Source organism: Pseudohaemophilus paraphrohaemolyticus (assembly GCF_003253115.1).
Classification (GTDB): Bacteria; Pseudomonadota; Gammaproteobacteria; order Enterobacterales; family Pasteurellaceae; genus Haemophilus_A; species Haemophilus_A paraphrohaemolyticus_A.
The window spans coordinates 261,778-280,658 of record NZ_QEQF01000001.1; the positions used below are offsets into that span (position 1 = coordinate 261,778).

Below are 18,881 nucleotides of genomic sequence, written 5' to 3' on the forward strand. Positions count from 1 at the left end.
CAAATTACGCGCGTTTGAAATCAATGTGAACCAATTTTGGTTTGAATCTCAAAGTAGGTGTCTAGATTTTGGGGTGCAGATCATTTAGCGGTTAAATTCACCAAAACTTTTGCAAAATTTAACCGCTTGCACACCCCCCTACCACAATTACCCCGTGATCTTTCCAATAAAATTAAGTAAAATATAGGCGATTTTGTCTACTTTTCACAGCAAGATCATTTTAAATTCATTCTAATGGAGAAATTTTATGGCAATGAATAACATTTTAGGTTTATTCGCACAATCGCCACTCAAACCTCTCAAACAGCTCTCTGTAAAAGTAACTGAATGCAGCGAGCAGTTAGAACCCTTCTTTGAAGCCTCTTTCAATCATGATTGGGATGCGGCAGAAGACATTCGAAACCACATTGTGGAATTAGAACGTGATGCCGATTTGCTCAAACGTGAAATTCGCTTGAAATTACCTCGCGGATTATTCCTCCCTGTTGAACGCTCAGATCTATTAGAAATTGTTACTCAACTGGATAAATTAGCAAACTACTCAAAAGATATCGCAACTCGAGTTATTGGCCGTCACTTAGAAGTGCCAGAAATTATGCAGCCTGCATTCCGCCAATTTATCTTCCGTAGTCTCGACTCTTGTCGCCAAGTACGTAAAGTATTAGGCGAACTGGATGAGTTACTTGAAACTGGCTTCCGTGGCCGTGAGCGTCGTTTCGTGAACGAAATGATCTTAGAGCTAGACAAAATCGAAGATGATACTGATCAACTTCAAATCGCACTACGTCGTACACTTTTCGGCTTAGAGGCAGAATTAAACCCAATTGATGTAATGTTTTTATATAAATGTATTGAGCGAATCAGCATCTTAGCAGATCAAGCTCAGCGTATTGGTTCGAGAATCGAGCTGATGCTTGCAAAAGCGTAGGAGACAGTTGATGGAACTTTTACAAGAATACGGTTCAATTTTAGTGATTGTTACAGCTGTTTTAGGATTCTTAATGGCGTTTGGTATTGGTGCAAATGATGTATCAAATGCAATGGGAACTTCAGTAGGTTCAGGTACAATCACTATCAAACAAGCCATTATTATCGCAATGATTTTCGAGCTTGCAGGGGCTTATCTTGCAGGTGGTGAAGTAGCTGATACCATTAAAAGTGGTATTATTCAAGCAGATGCTTTTACGGATACGCCAGAAATTTTAGTTCTAGGGATGATGTCTTCTCTTTGCGCGGCAGGTGTTTGGCTAATTGTTGCAACTAAAATGGGCTGGCCTGTTTCAGGCACACACACTATTATTGGTGCGGTAATTGGTTTTGCTTTAGTTACCGTTGGCGCTAGCTCAATTCAATGGGGACAACTAACCGGGATTGTAGGTAGTTGGTTCATTACCCCTGTTCTTGCTGGAATTATCGCTTTCGTGATTTTTGTGAACTCACAAAAACTGATTTTTAACCGCTCAGAACCATTCAAACAAGCGAAGAAATATGGCCCATTCTATATGGCTGTTACCATTTTTATTCTTTGTATTGTAACGATCTCAAAAGGTTTAAAACACGTTGGTCTTAACTTAACTAGCTGGCAAACTTTTGGTATTTCACTGGGCTTATCGCTTATTGCGGGTGTAATCGGTGCTGTTTATTTCCGCAGCAAAGCTTTTGAGAATAAAGTGAAAGATAAAAGCGGATTCGGTGGCGTTGAAAAAATATTTAGTATTTTGATGCTTTTAACCGCTTGTGCAATGGCTTTCGCACACGGTTCAAACGATGTAGCTAACGCAATTGGTCCATTAGCGGCAGTTGAATCTATCGTAGCAAGTGGCGGACAACTTCAAAGCTCTGTTGGTATGGCACCTTGGGTATTACCACTCGGAGCTGTTGGTATGGGCATAGGTTTAGCGGTAATGGGGAAATCGGTTATGGCAACAGTGGGAACAGGTATTACTGAACTTACGCCAAGCCGTGGTTTCGCTGCTCAATTTGCTTGTGCTGTTACCGTAGTTCTTGCATCTGGTACGGGGTTACCAATTTCAACGACACAAACCTTAGTAGGTGCAATTCTAGGTGTTGGCTTCGCTCGTGGTATTGCGGCAATCAACTTAGGTATTATCCGTAATATCGTTGCGTCGTGGTTTGTTACCTTGCCAGCGGGTGCGGTACTGTCAATTATTATTTACTACCTCTTGCACGCAATTTTCCATTAATTTTATTGGGGTGGAATTCAATTTCGCCCTTTTAATTTTATTTCTAAACCATTTCCGAAAATGGAAGTCGAACAGAAATAGCTTAGAAATAAAAATTTCTATAAGGATTTTCTATGTCAAAAAGATTACACAAAGTACTTCTCTCTTCACTACTACTAGGCTGCTCGCTTCCTGCCTTTTCTTCAGATTACATCACCGAAAACCTCAGTACTTATATGCGTAAAGGTGCTGGAGATCAATTCAAAATTTCAGGCAGTATTCAAGCAGGAGAGAAAATCACGGTGCTAGATCGCAAGGAACGCTTTGTGTTAATTCGTGACAGCCGTAATCGTGAAGGCTGGGTACTTGCTTCTGAAATTTCACAAACCGCAAGCCCGAAAGAGTTAATCCCTCAACTACAACAACAAGTTCAAGATTTAAACGGCAGACTGGCTAAAATTGATAGCGACTGGCAACAACGCACGGTTGAAATACAACGCCGTAGCAACGAATCACAAAAGCAGACAAGTGATTTACTTGCTGAAAATGCACAACTTAAACGTGAAATGGAAATTCTAAAAAATAAAAATCGTAGTTTAGAAACCATGCAAGATAGCGAGAAACGCTCTATCGCCATTCAATATTTTATTTATGGTGGCTCTGTTTTAGTAGTAGGCTTAATTTTAGGTTTAATATTGCCATATCTTGCACCGCGTCGTAAGCGTGGAGGGTGGGCATAAAAATCTCTTTTATAATTCAAACGGTAAATTACTTTCAAAAGTTTGTAAATTAAGACTACGAAAGCAATTTACCGCTTTATAATTTAGAGCATTACGCTATTTTCACAGCTTTATACTGGCTTTTCGGACTCACAATCCACTCTCTTGCCGCAATAATTTGTAACTCATATTTTCCGCTTTGTTGTGTAACACTCATTACATCATTTACCGCATTTGCCGTATGCTCAAAGGCCTCTAAATCTGATTTACCATTGAGCAAATTTGCTAAAAATAGACCGCTTGTTAAATCGCCTACGCCTACAGGATCACGACCAACAAATTCGTGCAATGGTCGGCGGATATGCCAAACCCCTGCTTCAGTTGCGAGTAACATTTCAAACTGGTTAGGGTCTTGCCCAACTTTACTTAAATGTTTCACCAATACGCGTTTAGGTCCTTTCGCTAAAATCGCTTTCGTTGCGTCAACTGCTTGTGCAAAATTCTCAACAGCTAAGCCTGTAAGCTCTCGCAATTCAACCAAGTTTGGGGCAATTAAATCGGCTTTTGCCATCGCTTCATCACGCAAAAATTCCGCCACACCTGGGGCAACAATGCAACCTTTGTCAGGATGCCCCATCACAGGATCGCAAAAATACACCGCATTCGGGTTTTTCACTTTAATTTTCTCAACCGCTTTTAAGATTTCAGCGCCCTGCTCTGCTGCACCAATATAGCCCGATAAAATCGCATCGCATTCGTGCAGTGCATCAATCTCATCAATCCCTTGCGTAATTTCGCCAATTTGTTCTTTAGGAATAACCATTCCTTTCCATTTACCATATTGAGTGTGGTTGGAAAATTGCACCGTGTTCAACGCCCAAACATCCACCCCAAGCAACTGCATCGGAAACACCGCGGCTTTATTGCCTGCATAACCATACACAACGTGCGATTGAATAGACAATACGTTTTTCATTATTTTCTCCTTTAAGAACGATATTGTTTGCATAGATCTAGGACAATAGCACGCTTGGAGCAAAATTTCATCTGCTTTCAAAATGAAAGGTGGTCGGATTTCTTTGCTATATTGCAAAAAATAAGAGAAATCGACTGCTTTAGAAGCAAAAGTTAGTTTAATTTAAGATGTTATCGTAAATTAAACTTAAAATTATCATTTAATTATTCTTAAAGCTCTCTAAAGAAATTTCCCGAATTTCATTTAAAAAATCTTTTGCTTGTTCATTTATTGAAGAAAGGCAGATAATTTTATAAAAGTTTTTTCTCTTATTTTCTCTATGATCAACAATAAACCGAATATATTTGTTTAATCTATCTTTACTTTTAGTCGGTGGGCGATTAAAAAGTTTTCGGATAACCTCATATTCTGAATTTTCATCAGTATCAGGATCTTGTTGTGCTACTTTCTTAGCTAAATCAGTTTTACTCCAACCTACATCTTCCAAAAGCTGTCTTAATTCATTTACTAAGTCTGCTATTTCTTCATTTTCTTCTAACTTTTTCATTTTGTCCCAAATTGTCCCATTTCAATCTCTAGAATAGATAGTAATGAAGTTAAAACGCTTCAGAAACAATCTTATATACACAAATAAAGGAAACTTGTATGTCTCAACAAACTCAAAAACAATTAGATCATCATGCTAACCAGTTAAATCCTACTAGCGATAAATACCAAAAAGCCCAGGATAATCATGCTAATCAGCTAAATCCAAATAATCCTAGAGATAAAAAGCCTAAACAAATCAAAAAATAAGGAAGCATTATGAAAACTACATTTTTAGAGAATGCGCCAAGCAAAACTGGCAATCCTTCAGGGAAAGGACGTGGTAATAATCCACCTAGAAAATAATCCCATTCTGTAGGCTCTAGTAATAGAGCCTATCTTTCGCATGCTCTTAAACTTTTTTCAAAACTTACTCGAAATTCTTGATCTATTCTTTCCTTATAACCAACATTTTTAATTGTTTTTTCTAACGCACATGAACAAATAAAAATATTGTTTTGTAATATGCTTTCCCGTAAATAACTACGATTTTGAGGATTTGCACATTGAGTGATTATTTGATATTCAAATTGCGGACTATATCGTATTTGATCGAAAGCATCTTCAATAAGATATCCAGTAATTGCACCTCCAGCAACTAAACTAGCAGCTAATAATGCTATCTGTTTATTTTTAATAGGTTTATAGTCATAATCTTTTAAAGAACGTTTGCAATGATTACAGCAAATATGTTCCGCATATTCAATACTAGTATTATTCTGACAGTATGGACATTCAATTTTCATGAGCTAAACCTCCAACAAATGCTCCTTCAATTGCCTAATATTATCCCTCACCGCAGCGGCTTTTTCAAATTCCAGATCCTTCGCAAAATCTCGCATTTGTTGTTCGAGCTGTTTGAGTTCTTTTTCCAGTTCCTTACGCGATTTAGGTGTGTAGGAAGCGGTGGAATTTTCAGACACTTTTGCAGATTTTTTGCCGCGTTTTGGTTTGTCGGTTTGACCAATGTCGAGCAGTTCTCCCACTTTTTTGTTTAACGCTTGTGGGACGATGCCACGTTCTTCGTTGTATTTCATCTGTTTCTCGCGGCGGCGTTCGGTTTCGGTAATCGCTTTTTGCATCGAGTTGGTGATGCGGTCGCCATAGAGAATCGCTTTGCCGTTGAGGTTACGTGCGGCACGCCCGATGGTTTGAATAAGCGAACGTTCGGAGCGTAAGAAGCCCTCTTTGTCAGCATCTAAAATCGCTACCAATGAGACTTCGGGCATATCCAAGCCTTCTCGTAATAAGTTGATACCAACTAGCACATCGAACATCCCCATTCGCAAATCGTGGATAATTTCCACCCGCTCGACGGTGTCGATGTCGCTATGCAAATAACGCACACGTACGCCGTGTTCGTCCAAATAATCGGTTAAATCTTCCGCCATTTTTTTGGTGAGTGTGGTAACTAAAACTCGTTCGTCCACCGCTACTCGCTTATGAATTTCGGAAAGTAAATCGTCTACTTGGGTTGCTACTGGGCGCACTTCGATGATCGGATCAAGTAAGCCCGTTGGGCGCACCACTTGATCCACCACATCAGGATTTTTCTCTAATTCATAAGCCCCTGGGGTCGCAGAAACGTAAATCGTTTGTGGAGAAAGCTGTTCAAACTCTTCAAATTTGAGCGGGCGGTTATCCAGTGCTGAAGGTAGACGGAAACCGTATTGCACGAGCGTTTCTTTTCGAGCTCGGTCGCCACGATACATACCGCCAATTTGTGGCACGGTAACATGCGATTCATCAATCACCAAAATACCATCTGTTGGCATATAATCAAACAAGGTCGGGGGTGGTTCACCCTCTTTTCTACCCGAGAGATAGCGGGAGTAGTTTTCAATACCCGAGCAATAACCGAGTTCATTCATCATTTCGATATCAAACTGGGTGCGCTGGGTAATGCGCTGCTCTTCCAGTAATTTATTCTCTTTGATGAAGTATTCGCGACGTTCCACCAACTCTGCTTTAATCTGCTCAATTGCTTCTAAAATGCGTTCTCGAGGCGTTACATAGTGCGTTTTCGGGTAGATGGTGTAACGCGGTACACGCCCCAAATAATGCCCAGTGAGCGGATCAAACAGCGAAAGGTTTTCGATCTCGTCATCAAACAATTCCACACGCAAAGCTACCTCGTCCGATTCCGCAGGGAAAATATCAATCACCTCACCGCGAACACGGAAGGTTGAACGCTGGAAGGCTTGGTCGTTTCGGGTATATTGCAATTCAGCAAGGAGGGAAAGAATGGTGCGTTGGTCGATAATATCGCCCACTTGCAGATGCAACATCATCTGCATATAAGCTCCCACATCCCCCAAGCCGTAAATAGCGGAAACGGAAGCCACTACAATAGTGTCGCGACGTTCAAGGAAAGATTTGGTGGCAGAAAGTCGCATCTGCTCGATCTGTTCGTTGATCGATGCATCTTTTTCGATAAAAGTATCGCTGCTTGGGACATAAGCTTCTGGCTGGTAATAATCGTAGTAAGAAACAAAGTATTCCACCGCATTTTCGGGGAAAAAGGCTTTCATTTCCGCATAAAGTTGAGCAGCAAGGGTTTTATTTGGAGCAAGCAACATTGCGGGGCGGTTTAACTGGGCAATTACGTTGGCAATGGTAAAGGTTTTACCTGAACCTGTTACCCCCAATAGGGTTTGATGTGCCAAGCCATCATTTAGCCCTTCGGTTAATTTGGCAATCGCCGAAGGCTGATCGCCAGAGGGTTTAAATGGACTATGCAGAATAAAAGGTTTGCCTTGTTTGCTCATACGTTTCCTTTTTGAATACTGTAAAAATGTGAGGTATCTTACCACAATCAAGCGGTCAATTTATCGGGATTTTTTTCTTTACAACCTATTTTTACAAAATGCTCGGAACTCTTTATAATGGCAACTTCTTTTACTTTATAGGCGGTTTTATGAAAAAAGTGGTGTTACTTTTAGTAAGCGTGTTGGCAATCACAGCTTGCTCGCAATCGAAAAATATCTATTTTAACGGCGCGGAAGGCTCACATTCAGGCATTCGTTATAGCACAACAGATAAATCTTTTTCACTTAATCCATAGAAAAAACCTCGCAATCTACATGATTTGCGAGGTTTTCTTTTTTCCTATATGCCTTTCAGTTTAGATAAGCAACTTACTTACGCCCCAAATTGCAATTTATGAAGTTGCTTATAAGCACCATCAAGTGCCATCAATTCGCTATGAGAGCCACGTTCAACAATCTTACCCTGATCGACCACCAAAATTTCATCCGCTTTTTCAATTGTTGATAAACGGTGTGCAATCACAAGCACGGTTTTGTCTTTTTGCAACTCAGCCAAGGCAGATTGAATTGCGCGTTCTGATTCGGTATCTAATGCTGAAGTCGCTTCATCCAACACCAACACGGGCGAATTACGCAATAACGCACGGGCAATTGCTAAACGCTGGCGTTGTCCACCTGAAAGACTCGCCCCATTTTCGCCAATAACGGTATCTAAACCATCATCCAATTTTTCAATAAATTCCATTGCATGTGCTGCTTTGGCTGCCTGAATAATCTCTTCACGAGAGAATTTGTCGGTTGCCGCATAGGCAATATTATTAGCAATCGTGTCGTTAAATAGATGTACCTGTTGCGAGACAATCGAACATTGTTCACGTAAATTCGCTAACGTGTAATCTTGAATATTCACACCATCAAGCAAAATCTCGCCTGAATCAACGTTATAAAAACGGGTTAAAAGGTTGGCAATCGTCGATTTACCTGAACCAGAACGCCCCACCAATGCCACAGTTTTACCTTTAGGAATGCTAAATGAGATCTGATTTAATGCTGGTTTCTCTTTACCTTCATAAGTGAAAGAAACATTTTTAAACTCAACATTGCCTTTGGCACGCTCAATTTCAACCTTGCCTTTATCTTCTTCTGTCGGTAAATCTAAAAATTCAAACAGCGTTTGACACGCCGCCATTCCTCGTTGGAACTGTGAGTTCACATTAGTCAGTGATTTCAGCGGGCGCAACATTGCCATCATTGAAGAGAACACTACCGTGAATGAACCTGCGGTTAAATCCTCGATATCTAAGCCTTTTACCGTCGAAAGATAAAGCACTGCTGACAATGCAAAAGAAGCAATAAGCTGCACTAAACCATCTGAAATCCCATCGGCAGAGATCACTTTCATCCCTTTCAAACGCATATCGTTACTCACGCGTTCAAAACGTTCTTTTTCAACTTGCTGTCCACCAAAAGAGATCACCTCTTTGTGCCCTTTTAGCATCTGTTCTGTGGTTACGGTCAGATCGCCCATTGAACTTTGAATGTTGCGGCTTAACTGACGGAAACGACGAGAAACGATAGCGATCAATGCACCAATAATCGGTGCAAGCACGAAAAGTACCACTGAAAGTTGCCAGCTTGTATAGATCATCACCACAAAAAGCGAGATCAAATAAACGCCTTCACGCACAATCGTGACCAACACATGTGAAGAGGAGTTTGCTACCATTTCCGTATCGTAAGTAACGCGTGAAAGCGAGCGACCAACAGGGTTCTGATCAAAATAGTTCACTGGCATATACATCAAATGCTGGAAAATATTGCGGCGAAGCGTCATCACCACTTTGCCCGACACCCACGCCAAGCAGTAACTTGCGACATAGTTTGTGATACCACGCACGAGGATGAACAGCACCACTAACACCGCCATCAATTTTAAAAAGCCGTGATCGGCTTGACCAAAGCCCTCATCCAGTAACGGTTTAAGCAGATAAATCAGTCCTGAATCGACCAAAGCATTGAGCACCAACGCTATAGCCCCAACAATCAAGCCCCATTTATATTGGCTAATGGTTGGGAATAAACGCTTAAACGTCTTGAATGTTGAAAGATCTTTTTCTTGCATAATTCTTTATTTAGTAAGGAAAATCGGGCGTATTGTACTCTGAATTTGCGTTTTCACCAAACCGCCCCTATTTTTCATCTAAAGTTTCACTCTCTGCCAAACAATTCTCTCACTTTTTTTCTGGACAATCCGCCCGATAATGCGACACTCTGCTCTCTTTGCAATCCAACATTACTTACGCCATAATTTGCGCAGTTTTTAGAGCTTAGTGGATTTCGATACCTTGAAAATCGGCATAGATGAGTAGAGCAAACTCTTATTGCAAACGGTCTGATTCAACAAAAGTTCTGCTAAATCAGACCGCTATATTTATCAAACACTCAACTCATCCGCAATCTCTTCCGCTTGCTTCAACACATACTCCACTGCCCCTTCTGCCTGATCAGGTGGGTATTTGTAGCGTTGTAGGGCGCGTTTAACGAGAATACGCATTCTTGCCCGTACCGCTTCTTTGTATTGCCAGTCGATTGTGACCGATTTTCTAAGTGTTTCCGTGATTTCTTTCGCCAGTTTAGAAAGCACTTCATCGCCCATCAAATCTTTTGCACTTTGATTTTGAGATAGGGCCTCATAGAAGGCAAGTTCTTCCTTGGTTAATCCTAGTTTTTTCCCTAAAGCTAAACGTTCTTGGAAATCTTGGCTCATTTTAAAGAGTTCCTCCAAAATCTCTAATACGCCCAAATTGTGGTTATGGTATTGATTCAATGCTTCCTTCAAACGTTGTTCAAAATCTTTTTGCAAGGTTAGGTTTGTTCCTGATTTAACTTTAATTTCACTTGCTAAATAACGTTCCATTGCCGTAAGCCATAAATTTTTAGTTGGGCTATTTTTAACAGTTTGTAAAAATTCCTCGGAAAGCAAGCTGATTTGTGGTTGTGGTTTTTCTAGCAGATCAAATAAATCAATCACGCCTTCAGAATACACAGTTTGATTAACCAGTTTTTTTAATAAAATCTGTCTTTCATTTGTGCCTGTGCCTTTTTGTTCACGTTTAGTTAAAATTGCCCGTACGGCATCATAAAAGGCTATTTCTTGGTTATACGGTTCAACTTCAGCCAATGAGCCGCACAGCATATAGCCTTTTTTCACCAATCCCGCCGCTTTCAAAAAGGCTTTTTTGCGTGGCTCGGTTTCTTTTTTATTAAACCAATGTTGCTCGTGTGCTTTGCCATCAAACGGTAATTGATCGAGGCTCAAAATATGGTTGGCAGCAAAACGAATCGCCATCAAAAGATCATTCGGATTATCCTTTTCTAAGGCAGTCTGAACATCAAAAGTTTTTCCTTCAACTGGCGTTGCAAACAGGCTGCGGACAAACTCCAAATGCTCTTTCATTTTAAAGAATACATCAATCACGTTATCCGTCAGCTTGCCCTTGCCTTGCGAGTTAGTATATTGTTGGGTGGCTTCTCTGAGCTTGTCAGCAATACCTACATAATCCACAATCAAGCCGCCATTTTCTCGGCTCTTATTACGGAATACACGGTTAACCCGTGCAATCGCCTGCATCAGGTTATGCCCCTGCATCGGCTTGTCGATATACATCGTATTACAACAAGGCGCATCAAAGCCTGTGAGCCACATATCGCGCACAATCACCACTTTCAGCGGATCATTCGGGTCTTTAAAGCGGCGTTCCAGCGTTTGTTTTTCCTGTTTACTGTAAACGTGTTTCTGCATTTCCGGCGCATCGGAAGCAGAACCCGTCATCACAATTTTAATCGCCCCTTCGTTAATATTGTCCGAATGCCATTTAGGGCGCAGTTTGATGATTTCATTGTATAAGTCCACGCAAATCTGACGGCTGGAAACCACTATCATCGCTTTGCTGTCGATGACTTCATTTCGTTTGGCAAAATGCTGCACAAAATCTGCGGCTAAATCAGCCAAGCGGGCTTGCGACCCTAGCAATTTTTCCTGCAACCGCAGGGCAGGGGATCGCTCCTCTTCCAGAAGCTCATCAATTTCTTTGAATAGCTCATCGTGTTCTTTTTCGTTTAAGCGGATTTGGCGTGCTTCATACACAATCGGCACCGTTGCACCGTCTTCCACTGCGTCTTGCAAGTCATAAATCGACACATAACGCCCGAATACATCTTGCGTGTCCTTATCTTCTAAGCTAATTGGCGTGCCAGTAAAACCGATAAATGAAGCATTAGGCAGAGCATCGCGTAAATGGCGGGCGTAGCCTGCCTGAAATTTGCCGTTATGCAGTTTTTGGGTAAAACCGTATTGGCTGCGGTGTGCCTCATCGCTGATTACAATAATATTGCTGCGCTCATTTAAAACAGGGAAGCGGCTTTCTTCCTCATTTAAGGCGAATTTCTGAATCGTAGTAAAAAACACGCCGCCGACTTCATTTTGTGCGAGCAGTTGGCGCAGTTGATCGCGGTCTTCCACTTGTTGCGGTGTTTGTTTGATTAAATCTTTGCCTGAAGAAAAGGTTTGGAAAAGCTGACCGTCCAAATCGTTGCGGTCGGTAACCACCACAATGGTGGGATTTTTCAATTCAGGCTGAGCAAGCAGTTTGCCTGCATAAAACAACATGGAAATCGATTTACCCGAACCCTGCGTATGCCACATCACGCCAATGCGGCGGTCGCCTTTTTCTGATGTCGCCCAAATGGTGGAATCTACCGCCTCATTTACACCGTAATATTGATGGTACGCCGCGATTTTTTTAATGGTTTTACCGTTGGAATCCCGCTCAAATAAGACGAAATAGCGGATATAGTCCAATAAATCCTCAGGCTTCAGCAAGCCATTAAGCAGGCTTTGCAATTCATCATCAAAATATAAGCGCGCACTTTTATTTTTTTCATCGACTACTTTCCACGGCGTAAAGCGTTGGAAATCTGCCGAAAGCGAGCCCAAACGTGCGGCAATACCGTCTGAAATAATCAGGGTTTGGTTGTAAACAAACAGCTCGGCAATTTCATCTTTATAGGTTTCAAACTGATTAAACGCCTGTAACAAATCTGCCGATTCACGCAACGGATTTTTAAGCTCAAATACCACTAAGGGAAGACCATTTACAAAGCCGATAATATCGGGAATTCGTTTACCGCCTTTACGGCTGCGGATTTCCAGCTGATTGACGGCAACAAAACGGTTGTTTCCCCAATGCTCGAAATCTACCAAACGCACCATCTCGATTTTTTGCTCACCGTTTTGCGTATATTCCACCCGCACGCCATCACGCAACAGCTTATAAAACGCCTGATTTCGCACCACCAAGTCACCAATATCACTTTTCGTTGCCGATTTCACCACAGAATCAACCGCACTTTCAGGCAGCTGCGGGTTGAGTTTACGCACCGCCTCACGCAGTTGCTCAATAAAAACTACGCTGCCCAAATCGCCACGGGCAAACGCGCCCTCATGAACGGGTAAGTCTTTACCATAGCGATATTCCCAACCGAGGGATTGCAGGCGTTGAAGGGTGAGTTGTTCGATGTCGTTTTCGTTGAGCATAGGTGTTCCTTTTGTGTATTTGCTGTCTTTGGGGAGCTAATGGATTAATTTCTTCGTTTATTGATATTGCCAAATCTCCCCTACCCCTCTTTGCTAAAGAGGGGAATGGTATTGAGCGTAGTTTTAGTTTAGGTGTTTTTCATTGGCAAAATTTTCTGTTAATCCGACCGCTTGCAGTCAATAAATCTCTGAATAAATCCCCCTCTTTAGCAAAGAGGGGTAGGGGAGATTTGGCAGAAGTGAAATCAACCTCGTAATAAATCAGAGCGTATCTATCAAGCACTCGTATTCTATTTGCTCAAATTCAAGCACCCAATTCATCATAATTGCATTTCTCCATTCAACAATCTAGGCAATAATAAATCTCTTGTGTTTTGAAGATTGAAATTTTCCAGCCTATTAAAAATAATTTTTCCTAAAATATTTTCTAATGTTTTATTTGCTAATAATTCGTCATTTGGCACGATGCATTTTGCAGCAGATAAATGCTCACGTTTAATATGCCCCATTGTTACGGCTTTGTCGTAGGCAATACGCTGAAATTCAGCTAAATGATATTTGGTATAAAAATAGTAAAACCATTTAGGATATCTTTTAGATGTGACTTTAAATAGATGTTGGTTTAGTGCAGCTTTTCCACCACACCAAATATCCACTAATAAACTTCCTGACCAAGAAAAAATCACATCGCCATTATCAATAATACATTCAGGCTTAATACTTGCTTTAGCTTTCTCTTCACCGTCGGCATAACCTTGTCTTAATTGGGCAATTTTCACAACAGGTAAAAATGGTTCGTCATCTTCAGGGCGGAATTTTTGCAATGCTAAACCATTCTGATAATTTGCAATTTCATCTAAGGCTTTAACCTCCCACCCCTTCGGAACCTCAACCCCATCAACCTCCACCATCTCACACGGAAACGCTTTGGCAGTTTCGGCTAGTTCGGCGTAGCGGTCAGGCTGTGTTTGTAAAAGTGCGGTCAGTTCTTCGGGTGTTTTTCCGCTGATTGCCTGCATGGCGGCAAGTTCGGCTTGTTCAAGACTAAGTCCGTCTGAAAGCGCTAGGACTTTGACACGCACGGGATCGAAATCGACAAACCAGCTTTTAAACAGGGCTTGGGCGATTTGTTCCAAGGTTTGGTTGATTTGGGTGTTGAGATCTATTTTTTGGTCAAAACTAAGCAAAATTTCCCCAACTTTTATTTTGTTGATATTTAAATCAGGAAGAGAAATAGATTTTAAAATAGTTTGATTTAAAAGAGGTTGGCCAGATCCTACACGCATGCTATTTAAATTTAAGGATTTTAAATAATAAAACCAAAAAATACTTTCTTTTAAATTCATACTTCTTGCAGATATTGCATTATCTGTTACCCAACATTTCTTATCTGAAAAATGTACACTTCCACAATATGAGCCAACTCTTCCAATAATAATTGTATTTTCATCAGAGTTATATTCAGATGAATAACCAATTATTCCGTTAGCCCCATAGACAGGATAAAAACCAGTATCAGTTCTGTTTGGTGAAGTTTTTCCATTAGAAAATTTCAGGTGTTGCCCTAAGTTACTCATACCCCAATCCCCCTAAATTCTTTTTAATCTCCGCTTCCAATTCCGCACTTTTCGCAAATTGCTCCTTTAAAAGAGCGGTCAGATTTTGCATTTTTTCTGCAAATGGTACGCCGTCATCTTCTTGTTCTGCGGTGCCGACATAGCGTCCTGGTGTGAGGACGAAGTAGTTGTCTTTAATTTCTTCTAAAGTAGCGGATTGGCAGAAAGCAGCTTGGTCTTCGTAGCCGTCTGAAGTTTGCCATGCGTGGAAGGTGTCGGCGATTTTAGCGATGTCTTCCTCAGTGAAATCACGCAATACGCGGTCTTTCATATAGCCGATTTGGCGTGCATCGATAAATAGCACCTCGCCTTTGCGTGCCTTGTTGCGGTTTAAGAACCAAATGCAGGCGGGGATTTGTACGTTTGTAAATAATTGGGCAGGCAAAGCAACCATTGCTTCTACTAAATCAGCTTCTATTATTGCTTTTCGGATTTTTCCCTCAGAGTTAGTTTGGCTACTCATTGAGCCATTAGCTAAAACCAATCCCATTCGTCCATTCGGTGAAAGGTGGTAAATCATATGTTGAATCCACGCATAGTTTGCGTTGCCTTCAGGTGGTATGCCGTATGCCCAACGTTCATCATTAGCCAAAGATTCACTCCACCATTCTTTAGCATTAAAAGGCGGATTCGCCATAATAAAATCCATCTTCATATGCATATGTTTTGGAGTTTGCAATGTATCGGCGTTGTGTTTGCCGAAGTCGTAATCAATGCCGCGAATCGCCATATTCATGGCGGCGAGTTTCCAAGTGGTTGGGTTGAATTCTTGCCCATAGATGGAAACGTTGTTGATGTTGCCTTGATGGGCGGTAATAAAGCGTTCGGTTTGCACGAAAAAGCCGCCGCTGCCCATAGCTGGGTCATACACGCGGCCGGAGTATGGCTCGAGCATTTCGACAATCAGGGAAACAATGGATTTCGGCGTGAAATATTGCCCGCCGCGTTTGCCTTCTGCTTGGGCAAAGCGACCGAGGAAGTATTCGTAAACGTGGCCGAGAATGTCTTTTGCGCCTAAATGCACGGGCTCGCCGTTGTAAGTCGGACGGGTAAAGTTAGTATCGGAGAAAAGGATAATTAGCCCGCGCAGGGTGTCTTCGTTCACGGCATAGCCGCTGATGCGTTGGAGTACGCCTTTGAGTTTTTCGTTGTCTTTTTCAATGGCATCGAAGGCATCGTCAATCAGTTTGGCGACGCCGGAAAATTTCCCTCCCCAAGGCAATTCTGCCCCAGTGTTGAGAATAGAGACTTCTTGTAAGGCTTGCCAACGTGCAGAAGCTGGCACCCAAAATACGTTATCCGCGGTGTAATAATCACGGTTTTCCAGTTCAGCGGTTAAGGCTTCTTGATACTCTTCTTCAGTATCAAAAAAAGTGCGGTCAAGATAGAGTGGGTTTTCAACATCGGAGAGTTCCGCCTGAATTTTTTCCTGTTGATGGGTGAAATTATCAGAAATGTATTTTAAAAAGATAAGACCAAGAACGATATGTTTATAATTGGCTGCATCTAGTTGTTGGCGGAGTTTATCGGCAGATGACCAAAGTTTTTCGTCTAAATCGTTTAAAAATGACTGAGCGAGGATCTGGTCACCAGATTTGTCGTTTGTCGTTTGTCGTTTGTCGTTTGTCGTTTGTCGTTTGTCGTTTGTCATTATACTACAAATCCCTAAAAAAGATAAATAAAAACAATAATTTATGGTTTAATTGATTAAAATTTGTAAGGTGTTTCCACCCTACAAAAATGTGCTATTCTACCCGAAATTCTTGGGTAGATATAGACTATTACGCACTTTAGCCTATTGTTTGATTTTTCGCCTAATTTATCATTTTACTCGTCATTTGGCGATAACTTCTCTCACTTTTTTCTGGATAATCTGCCCGATAATGAGCCCCTCTACTCTCTTTCCGCGCTAACATCGCATTCACCACTGCTTGAGCCGTTTTTAAGCCGTAGAAAATTTCAATACCTTGAAAATCAGCGTTTTCTATCGGGTCAAAGTCCCGCTCCAAGCGAGCTAATTTTTCTTGTAATTTACAAAGATTCTCTTCAGTACGATAAACATTGGCAAATTTAGTCATTGCTTGGCGAATGTCGCTCAGCACTTGCGAAGCGGTAAGCGTGCTATCTGCATTTTCATTATGTAAACGGTTTAATGCCTGTTCTGCAAAAATTTTAGCATTTTCGACCGCTTGTTCGTCTATCGTTGCATCTTGGCAAGCGGTTAAATCTTGCTGAATTTTTGCCATTGCACGTTTGGCAAATACTAAACTTCCTCCAACAGAATTGCCACCTAAGCGGTTTGCTCCCTCAATACAAGAAGAGACTTCTCCCACTGCAAACAAGCCTTGCACCGCACTTTCTGCGTTGGTGTCAATTTCAATGCCTCCGTTGCAGCTGTGAGCGAATGGTGCAATCGACACGCGATCAGTTAATAAATCGATTCCCGCATCAGCTTTTAACCAATCTAAATAAACGCGGTAGAACTCTGTTTGATCTTGGTAAAGTTTTGACGAATAGTGCAAATAAACGCCCTGTTCTTCTGGATTTTCGAGCAGATATTGCATAATGCGTAAGTCGAATTTTACGCAGTCAAAATCGACCGAAAATGGTGCATAGGCACTGCGTTCAGCCATCATTTGAGCAAATTCTTCTGCCGATAAATCAGGGAATAATGAGTTGCCGTTTTTATCCGTTACTGCAGTGCAATATTTCAGCGTATGTTCGCCAAACAGCACTTTGTATTTCGGGGCAATAAACGAAGGAATAAACTGAATAAACTCTAAATTAGTCAGTCTAGCTCCTGCTTGTAAAGCAAGAAAATGGGTAGAGCCAATCACATCAGCAGGGTAAAGATTATCTTTATAAAGCCCGGCAATGCCACCGCTGGCAAGAATAATGGCGGAAGTTTGCACGTAAAAATAAACGATTTTTCGACCGCTCTTTTCTGGGTTTTGGTAAGCAAAAACCGCCCCTACTACGCGATGATTTTCAGTTGCAATATGTACAAGACTAGCATTTTCAAACAACGTCGTCGTATTTTGTTGAGCAATAATCGCCTCCGCATTTTTACGTGCTTTTTGCCATTCATTAATCAGATAAATCGGGCGAGGATATTCGGCAAAACAAGCGGGGCGGTTATCGTTACGTTTCCACGGACAGAAACCAATTTCATTCAATAATTCAACCGCTTGCGGTGAATCTTCAATATAGGCTTTGACGATTTCAGGGTTGTTCATTCCTTGTGCCACACGTTCAATATCTTGCTGGAATAAGGCTTTATCGTGCTCATCGCCTGTCACTTGAATACCAAGGCTTGCTTTCAGTGGAAAAAAACTTGCCCCAGACCCAAGTTGGGTTTTAGTGATAAGAATGTGATTGATGCCTTTTTTGTGAGCTTCAACGGAACAGCTCAAGCCGCCAATGCCTGAGCCTACGATAAGGAGATCGGTTTTAAGGGTTTGGGTAATTTGGATGTTGGGCATTATAGATTTATCCTCTTACTAGCCCCCGCTTTGCTAAAGAGGGGGTTATTCTTTAAACATCAACATCTTGAAAAAACTCAGGCGAGTTTCCTCGCCTGTTATTCACTCTGAAGAGCGGTCAAATTTGCAAAAATTTTTGCAATCAATTACAACAATGATGGTGCTGCACCGAGTAATTTTTTGGTGTAGTCAATCGTTGGGTTTTCAAAAATTTCTGCGGTAGTGCCTGTTTCCATAATTTTACCGCCGTTCATTACTACAATGCGGTCAGATACTTGGCGGACAGTTTGGATGTCGTGAGAGATAAACACCATGGCAAGGTTGAGTTCTTTTTTCAAGTCTGCCAATAAGTTTAGTACTTGAGCACGAACAGAAACATCGAGTGCGGAAGTCGGTTCATCAGCCACAATCAGGCTTGGATTTAACGCTAAGGCACGAGCGATCGCGACACGTTGTTTCTGACCACCAGATAAGCGCGTTGGCTCAACCGCTGCGGCAGAGCGTGGAAGCCCTACGCGTGAAAGCAGTTCATACACGCGTTTTTCGCGTTCGTGTGGTTGCAGAATATTATGAATATCCATCGGATCTTTCAAAATATCCAACACTTTCATCCGTGGGTTTAACGCAGTGGCTGGGTCTTGGAAAATCACAGAGACTTGGCGACCAAAACGTTTACGCGCTTCTGAGCTGCCATATTCCATTTGTAAGCCATTAAATTTTACCGTGCCTGAAGTCGGTTTTAAAAGACCGATCATCACATTCGCCAGCGTTGATTTACCGCAACCAGATTCGCCCACCAAGCCGATGGTTTCGCCTGCTTTAATACCTAAAGAAACGTTATTCACGGCGGTGAATTTTTTGCGGTTAAACAACGAGCCGTCGCGAGAAGGGAATTGCACCACAATGTTCTCTAAGTCGATGATGTTTTGTTCTTTGATTACTTTGATACTGCTCAT

Annotated in this window: 15 protein-coding genes; 5 read left to right on the forward strand and 10 right to left on the reverse strand. The window is 41.6% G+C overall.

Annotation, left to right across the window (positions count from 1 at the left end; genetic code table 11):
* Window positions 1-247 precede the first annotated feature (247 nt).
* The 3 genes from DPV92_RS01075 to DPV92_RS01085 all read left to right on the forward strand — a co-directional run bounded on the left by DPV92_RS01075 (window position 248) and on the right by DPV92_RS01085 (window position 2,923).
* A complete protein-coding gene (locus DPV92_RS01075) occupies window positions 248-928 on the forward strand; it encodes a TIGR00153 family protein (protein WP_111353271.1) in 681 nt (226 codons plus the stop codon).
* A 10-nt stretch (window positions 929-938) separates the two neighbouring features.
* Window positions 939-2,204 carry an inorganic phosphate transporter gene (locus tag DPV92_RS01080; protein WP_111353272.1) on the forward strand — a complete coding sequence of 422 codons (1,266 nt, stop codon included), beginning with the start codon at window positions 939-941 and terminating at the stop codon, window positions 2,202-2,204.
* A gap of 113 nt (window positions 2,205-2,317) precedes the next feature.
* On the forward strand, window positions 2,318-2,923 hold the full coding sequence (locus DPV92_RS01085) for a TIGR04211 family SH3 domain-containing protein (protein WP_111353273.1): 606 nt from the start codon (window positions 2,318-2,320) through the stop codon (window positions 2,921-2,923).
* 91 nt (window positions 2,924-3,014) lie between these two features.
* Here the strand turns inward: DPV92_RS01085 and pdxY are convergent, their stop codons facing one another.
* Window positions 3,015-3,878: a pyridoxal kinase PdxY gene (pdxY, locus tag DPV92_RS01090; RefSeq protein ID WP_111353274.1), complete on the reverse strand. Its 864-nt coding sequence runs from the start codon at window positions 3,876-3,878 to the stop codon at window positions 3,015-3,017.
* A 199-nt stretch (window positions 3,879-4,077) separates the two neighbouring features.
* Window positions 4,078-4,425, reverse strand: a complete 348-nt coding sequence (locus DPV92_RS01095) for a hypothetical protein (RefSeq protein ID WP_111353275.1) — start codon at window positions 4,423-4,425, stop codon at window positions 4,078-4,080.
* Window positions 4,426-4,523: 98 nt separating this feature from the next.
* On the opposite strand from DPV92_RS01095, the gene DPV92_RS09785 reads away from it, so the two are divergent.
* A complete protein-coding gene (locus tag DPV92_RS09785; RefSeq protein WP_192574157.1) occupies window positions 4,524-4,673 on the forward strand; it encodes a hypothetical protein in 150 nt (49 codons plus the stop codon).
* A 125-nt stretch (window positions 4,674-4,798) separates the two neighbouring features.
* Here DPV92_RS09785 and DPV92_RS01100 read toward each other — a convergent pair whose 3' ends face one another.
* Window positions 4,799-5,209 (reverse strand): hypothetical protein, encoded by a 411-nt coding sequence (locus tag DPV92_RS01100; protein WP_111353276.1) that lies wholly within the window; start codon window positions 5,207-5,209, stop codon window positions 4,799-4,801.
* A 3-nt stretch (window positions 5,210-5,212) separates the two neighbouring features.
* Window positions 5,213-7,231: an excinuclease ABC subunit UvrB gene (gene uvrB, locus DPV92_RS01105; RefSeq protein ID WP_111353277.1), complete on the reverse strand. Its 2,019-nt coding sequence runs from the start codon at window positions 7,229-7,231 to the stop codon at window positions 5,213-5,215.
* Window positions 7,232-7,380: 149 nt separating this feature from the next.
* On the opposite strand from uvrB, the gene DPV92_RS09790 reads away from it, so the two are divergent.
* Complete coding sequence (locus DPV92_RS09790; protein WP_192574158.1) at window positions 7,381-7,527, forward strand: hypothetical protein; 147 nt, start codon at window positions 7,381-7,383, stop codon at window positions 7,525-7,527.
* A 77-nt stretch (window positions 7,528-7,604) separates the two neighbouring features.
* Here DPV92_RS09790 and msbA read toward each other — a convergent pair whose 3' ends face one another.
* From msbA to DPV92_RS01135, 6 genes are all read right to left on the reverse strand, one after another.
* Entirely contained in the window at window positions 7,605-9,353 is a 1,749-nt protein-coding gene (gene msbA / locus DPV92_RS01110; RefSeq protein ID WP_111353278.1) for a lipid A ABC transporter ATP-binding protein/permease MsbA, read from the reverse strand.
* 312 nt (window positions 9,354-9,665) lie between these two features.
* Window positions 9,666-12,827 carry a type I restriction endonuclease subunit R gene (locus DPV92_RS01115; protein ID WP_111353279.1) on the reverse strand — a complete coding sequence of 1,054 codons (3,162 nt, stop codon included), beginning with the start codon at window positions 12,825-12,827 and terminating at the stop codon, window positions 9,666-9,668.
* Between the two features lie 320 nt (window positions 12,828-13,147).
* A complete protein-coding gene (locus DPV92_RS01120) occupies window positions 13,148-14,404 on the reverse strand; it encodes a restriction endonuclease subunit S (RefSeq protein WP_111353280.1) in 1,257 nt (418 codons plus the stop codon).
* Complete coding sequence (locus tag DPV92_RS01125) at window positions 14,397-16,094, reverse strand: class I SAM-dependent DNA methyltransferase (protein ID WP_225791945.1); 1,698 nt, start codon at window positions 16,092-16,094, stop codon at window positions 14,397-14,399. The genes DPV92_RS01120 and DPV92_RS01125 overlap by 8 nt, the downstream gene beginning before the upstream one ends.
* Before the next feature lie 163 nt (window positions 16,095-16,257).
* Window positions 16,258-17,925 (reverse strand): FAD-binding protein, encoded by a 1,668-nt coding sequence (locus DPV92_RS01130; RefSeq protein ID WP_111353281.1) that lies wholly within the window; start codon window positions 17,923-17,925, stop codon window positions 16,258-16,260.
* A gap of 146 nt (window positions 17,926-18,071) precedes the next feature.
* On the reverse strand, window positions 18,072-18,881 hold the full coding sequence (locus DPV92_RS01135) for an ABC transporter ATP-binding protein (RefSeq protein WP_005705671.1): 810 nt from the start codon (window positions 18,879-18,881) through the stop codon (window positions 18,072-18,074).

What these genes read in the sequence shown, in the direction of transcription:
- DPV92_RS01075 (WP_111353271.1), top strand. Translation starts at nt 248, where the DNA reads ATGGCAATGAATAACATTTTAGGTTTATTCGCACAATCGCCACTCAAA.
- DPV92_RS01080 (WP_111353272.1), top strand. Translation starts at nt 939, where the DNA reads ATGGAACTTTTACAAGAATACGGTTCAATTTTAGTGATTGTTACAGCT.
- DPV92_RS01085 (WP_111353273.1), top strand. Translation starts at nt 2,318, where the DNA reads ATGTCAAAAAGATTACACAAAGTACTTCTCTCTTCACTACTACTAGGC.
- pdxY (WP_111353274.1), bottom strand. Translation starts at nt 3,878, where the DNA reads ATGAAAAACGTATTGTCTATTCAATCGCACGTTGTGTATGGTTATGCA.
- DPV92_RS01095 (WP_111353275.1), bottom strand. Translation starts at nt 4,425, where the DNA reads ATGAAAAAGTTAGAAGAAAATGAAGAAATAGCAGACTTAGTAAATGAA.
- DPV92_RS09785 (WP_192574157.1), top strand. Translation starts at nt 4,524, where the DNA reads ATGTCTCAACAAACTCAAAAACAATTAGATCATCATGCTAACCAGTTA.
- DPV92_RS01100 (WP_111353276.1), bottom strand. Translation starts at nt 5,209, where the DNA reads ATGAAAATTGAATGTCCATACTGTCAGAATAATACTAGTATTGAATAT.
- uvrB (WP_111353277.1), bottom strand. Translation starts at nt 7,231, where the DNA reads ATGAGCAAACAAGGCAAACCTTTTATTCTGCATAGTCCATTTAAACCC.
- DPV92_RS09790 (WP_192574158.1), top strand. Translation starts at nt 7,381, where the DNA reads ATGAAAAAAGTGGTGTTACTTTTAGTAAGCGTGTTGGCAATCACAGCT.
- msbA (WP_111353278.1), bottom strand. Translation starts at nt 9,353, where the DNA reads ATGCAAGAAAAAGATCTTTCAACATTCAAGACGTTTAAGCGTTTATTC.
- DPV92_RS01115 (WP_111353279.1), bottom strand. Translation starts at nt 12,827, where the DNA reads ATGCTCAACGAAAACGACATCGAACAACTCACCCTTCAACGCCTGCAA.
- DPV92_RS01120 (WP_111353280.1), bottom strand. Translation starts at nt 14,404, where the DNA reads ATGAGTAACTTAGGGCAACACCTGAAATTTTCTAATGGAAAAACTTCA.
- DPV92_RS01125 (WP_225791945.1), bottom strand. Translation starts at nt 16,094, where the DNA reads ATGACAAACGACAAACGACAAACGACAAACGACAAACGACAAACGACA.
- DPV92_RS01130 (WP_111353281.1), bottom strand. Translation starts at nt 17,925, where the DNA reads ATGCCCAACATCCAAATTACCCAAACCCTTAAAACCGATCTCCTTATC.
- DPV92_RS01135 (WP_005705671.1), bottom strand. Translation starts at nt 18,881, where the DNA reads ATGAGCAGTATCAAAGTAATCAAAGAACAAAACATCATCGACTTAGAG.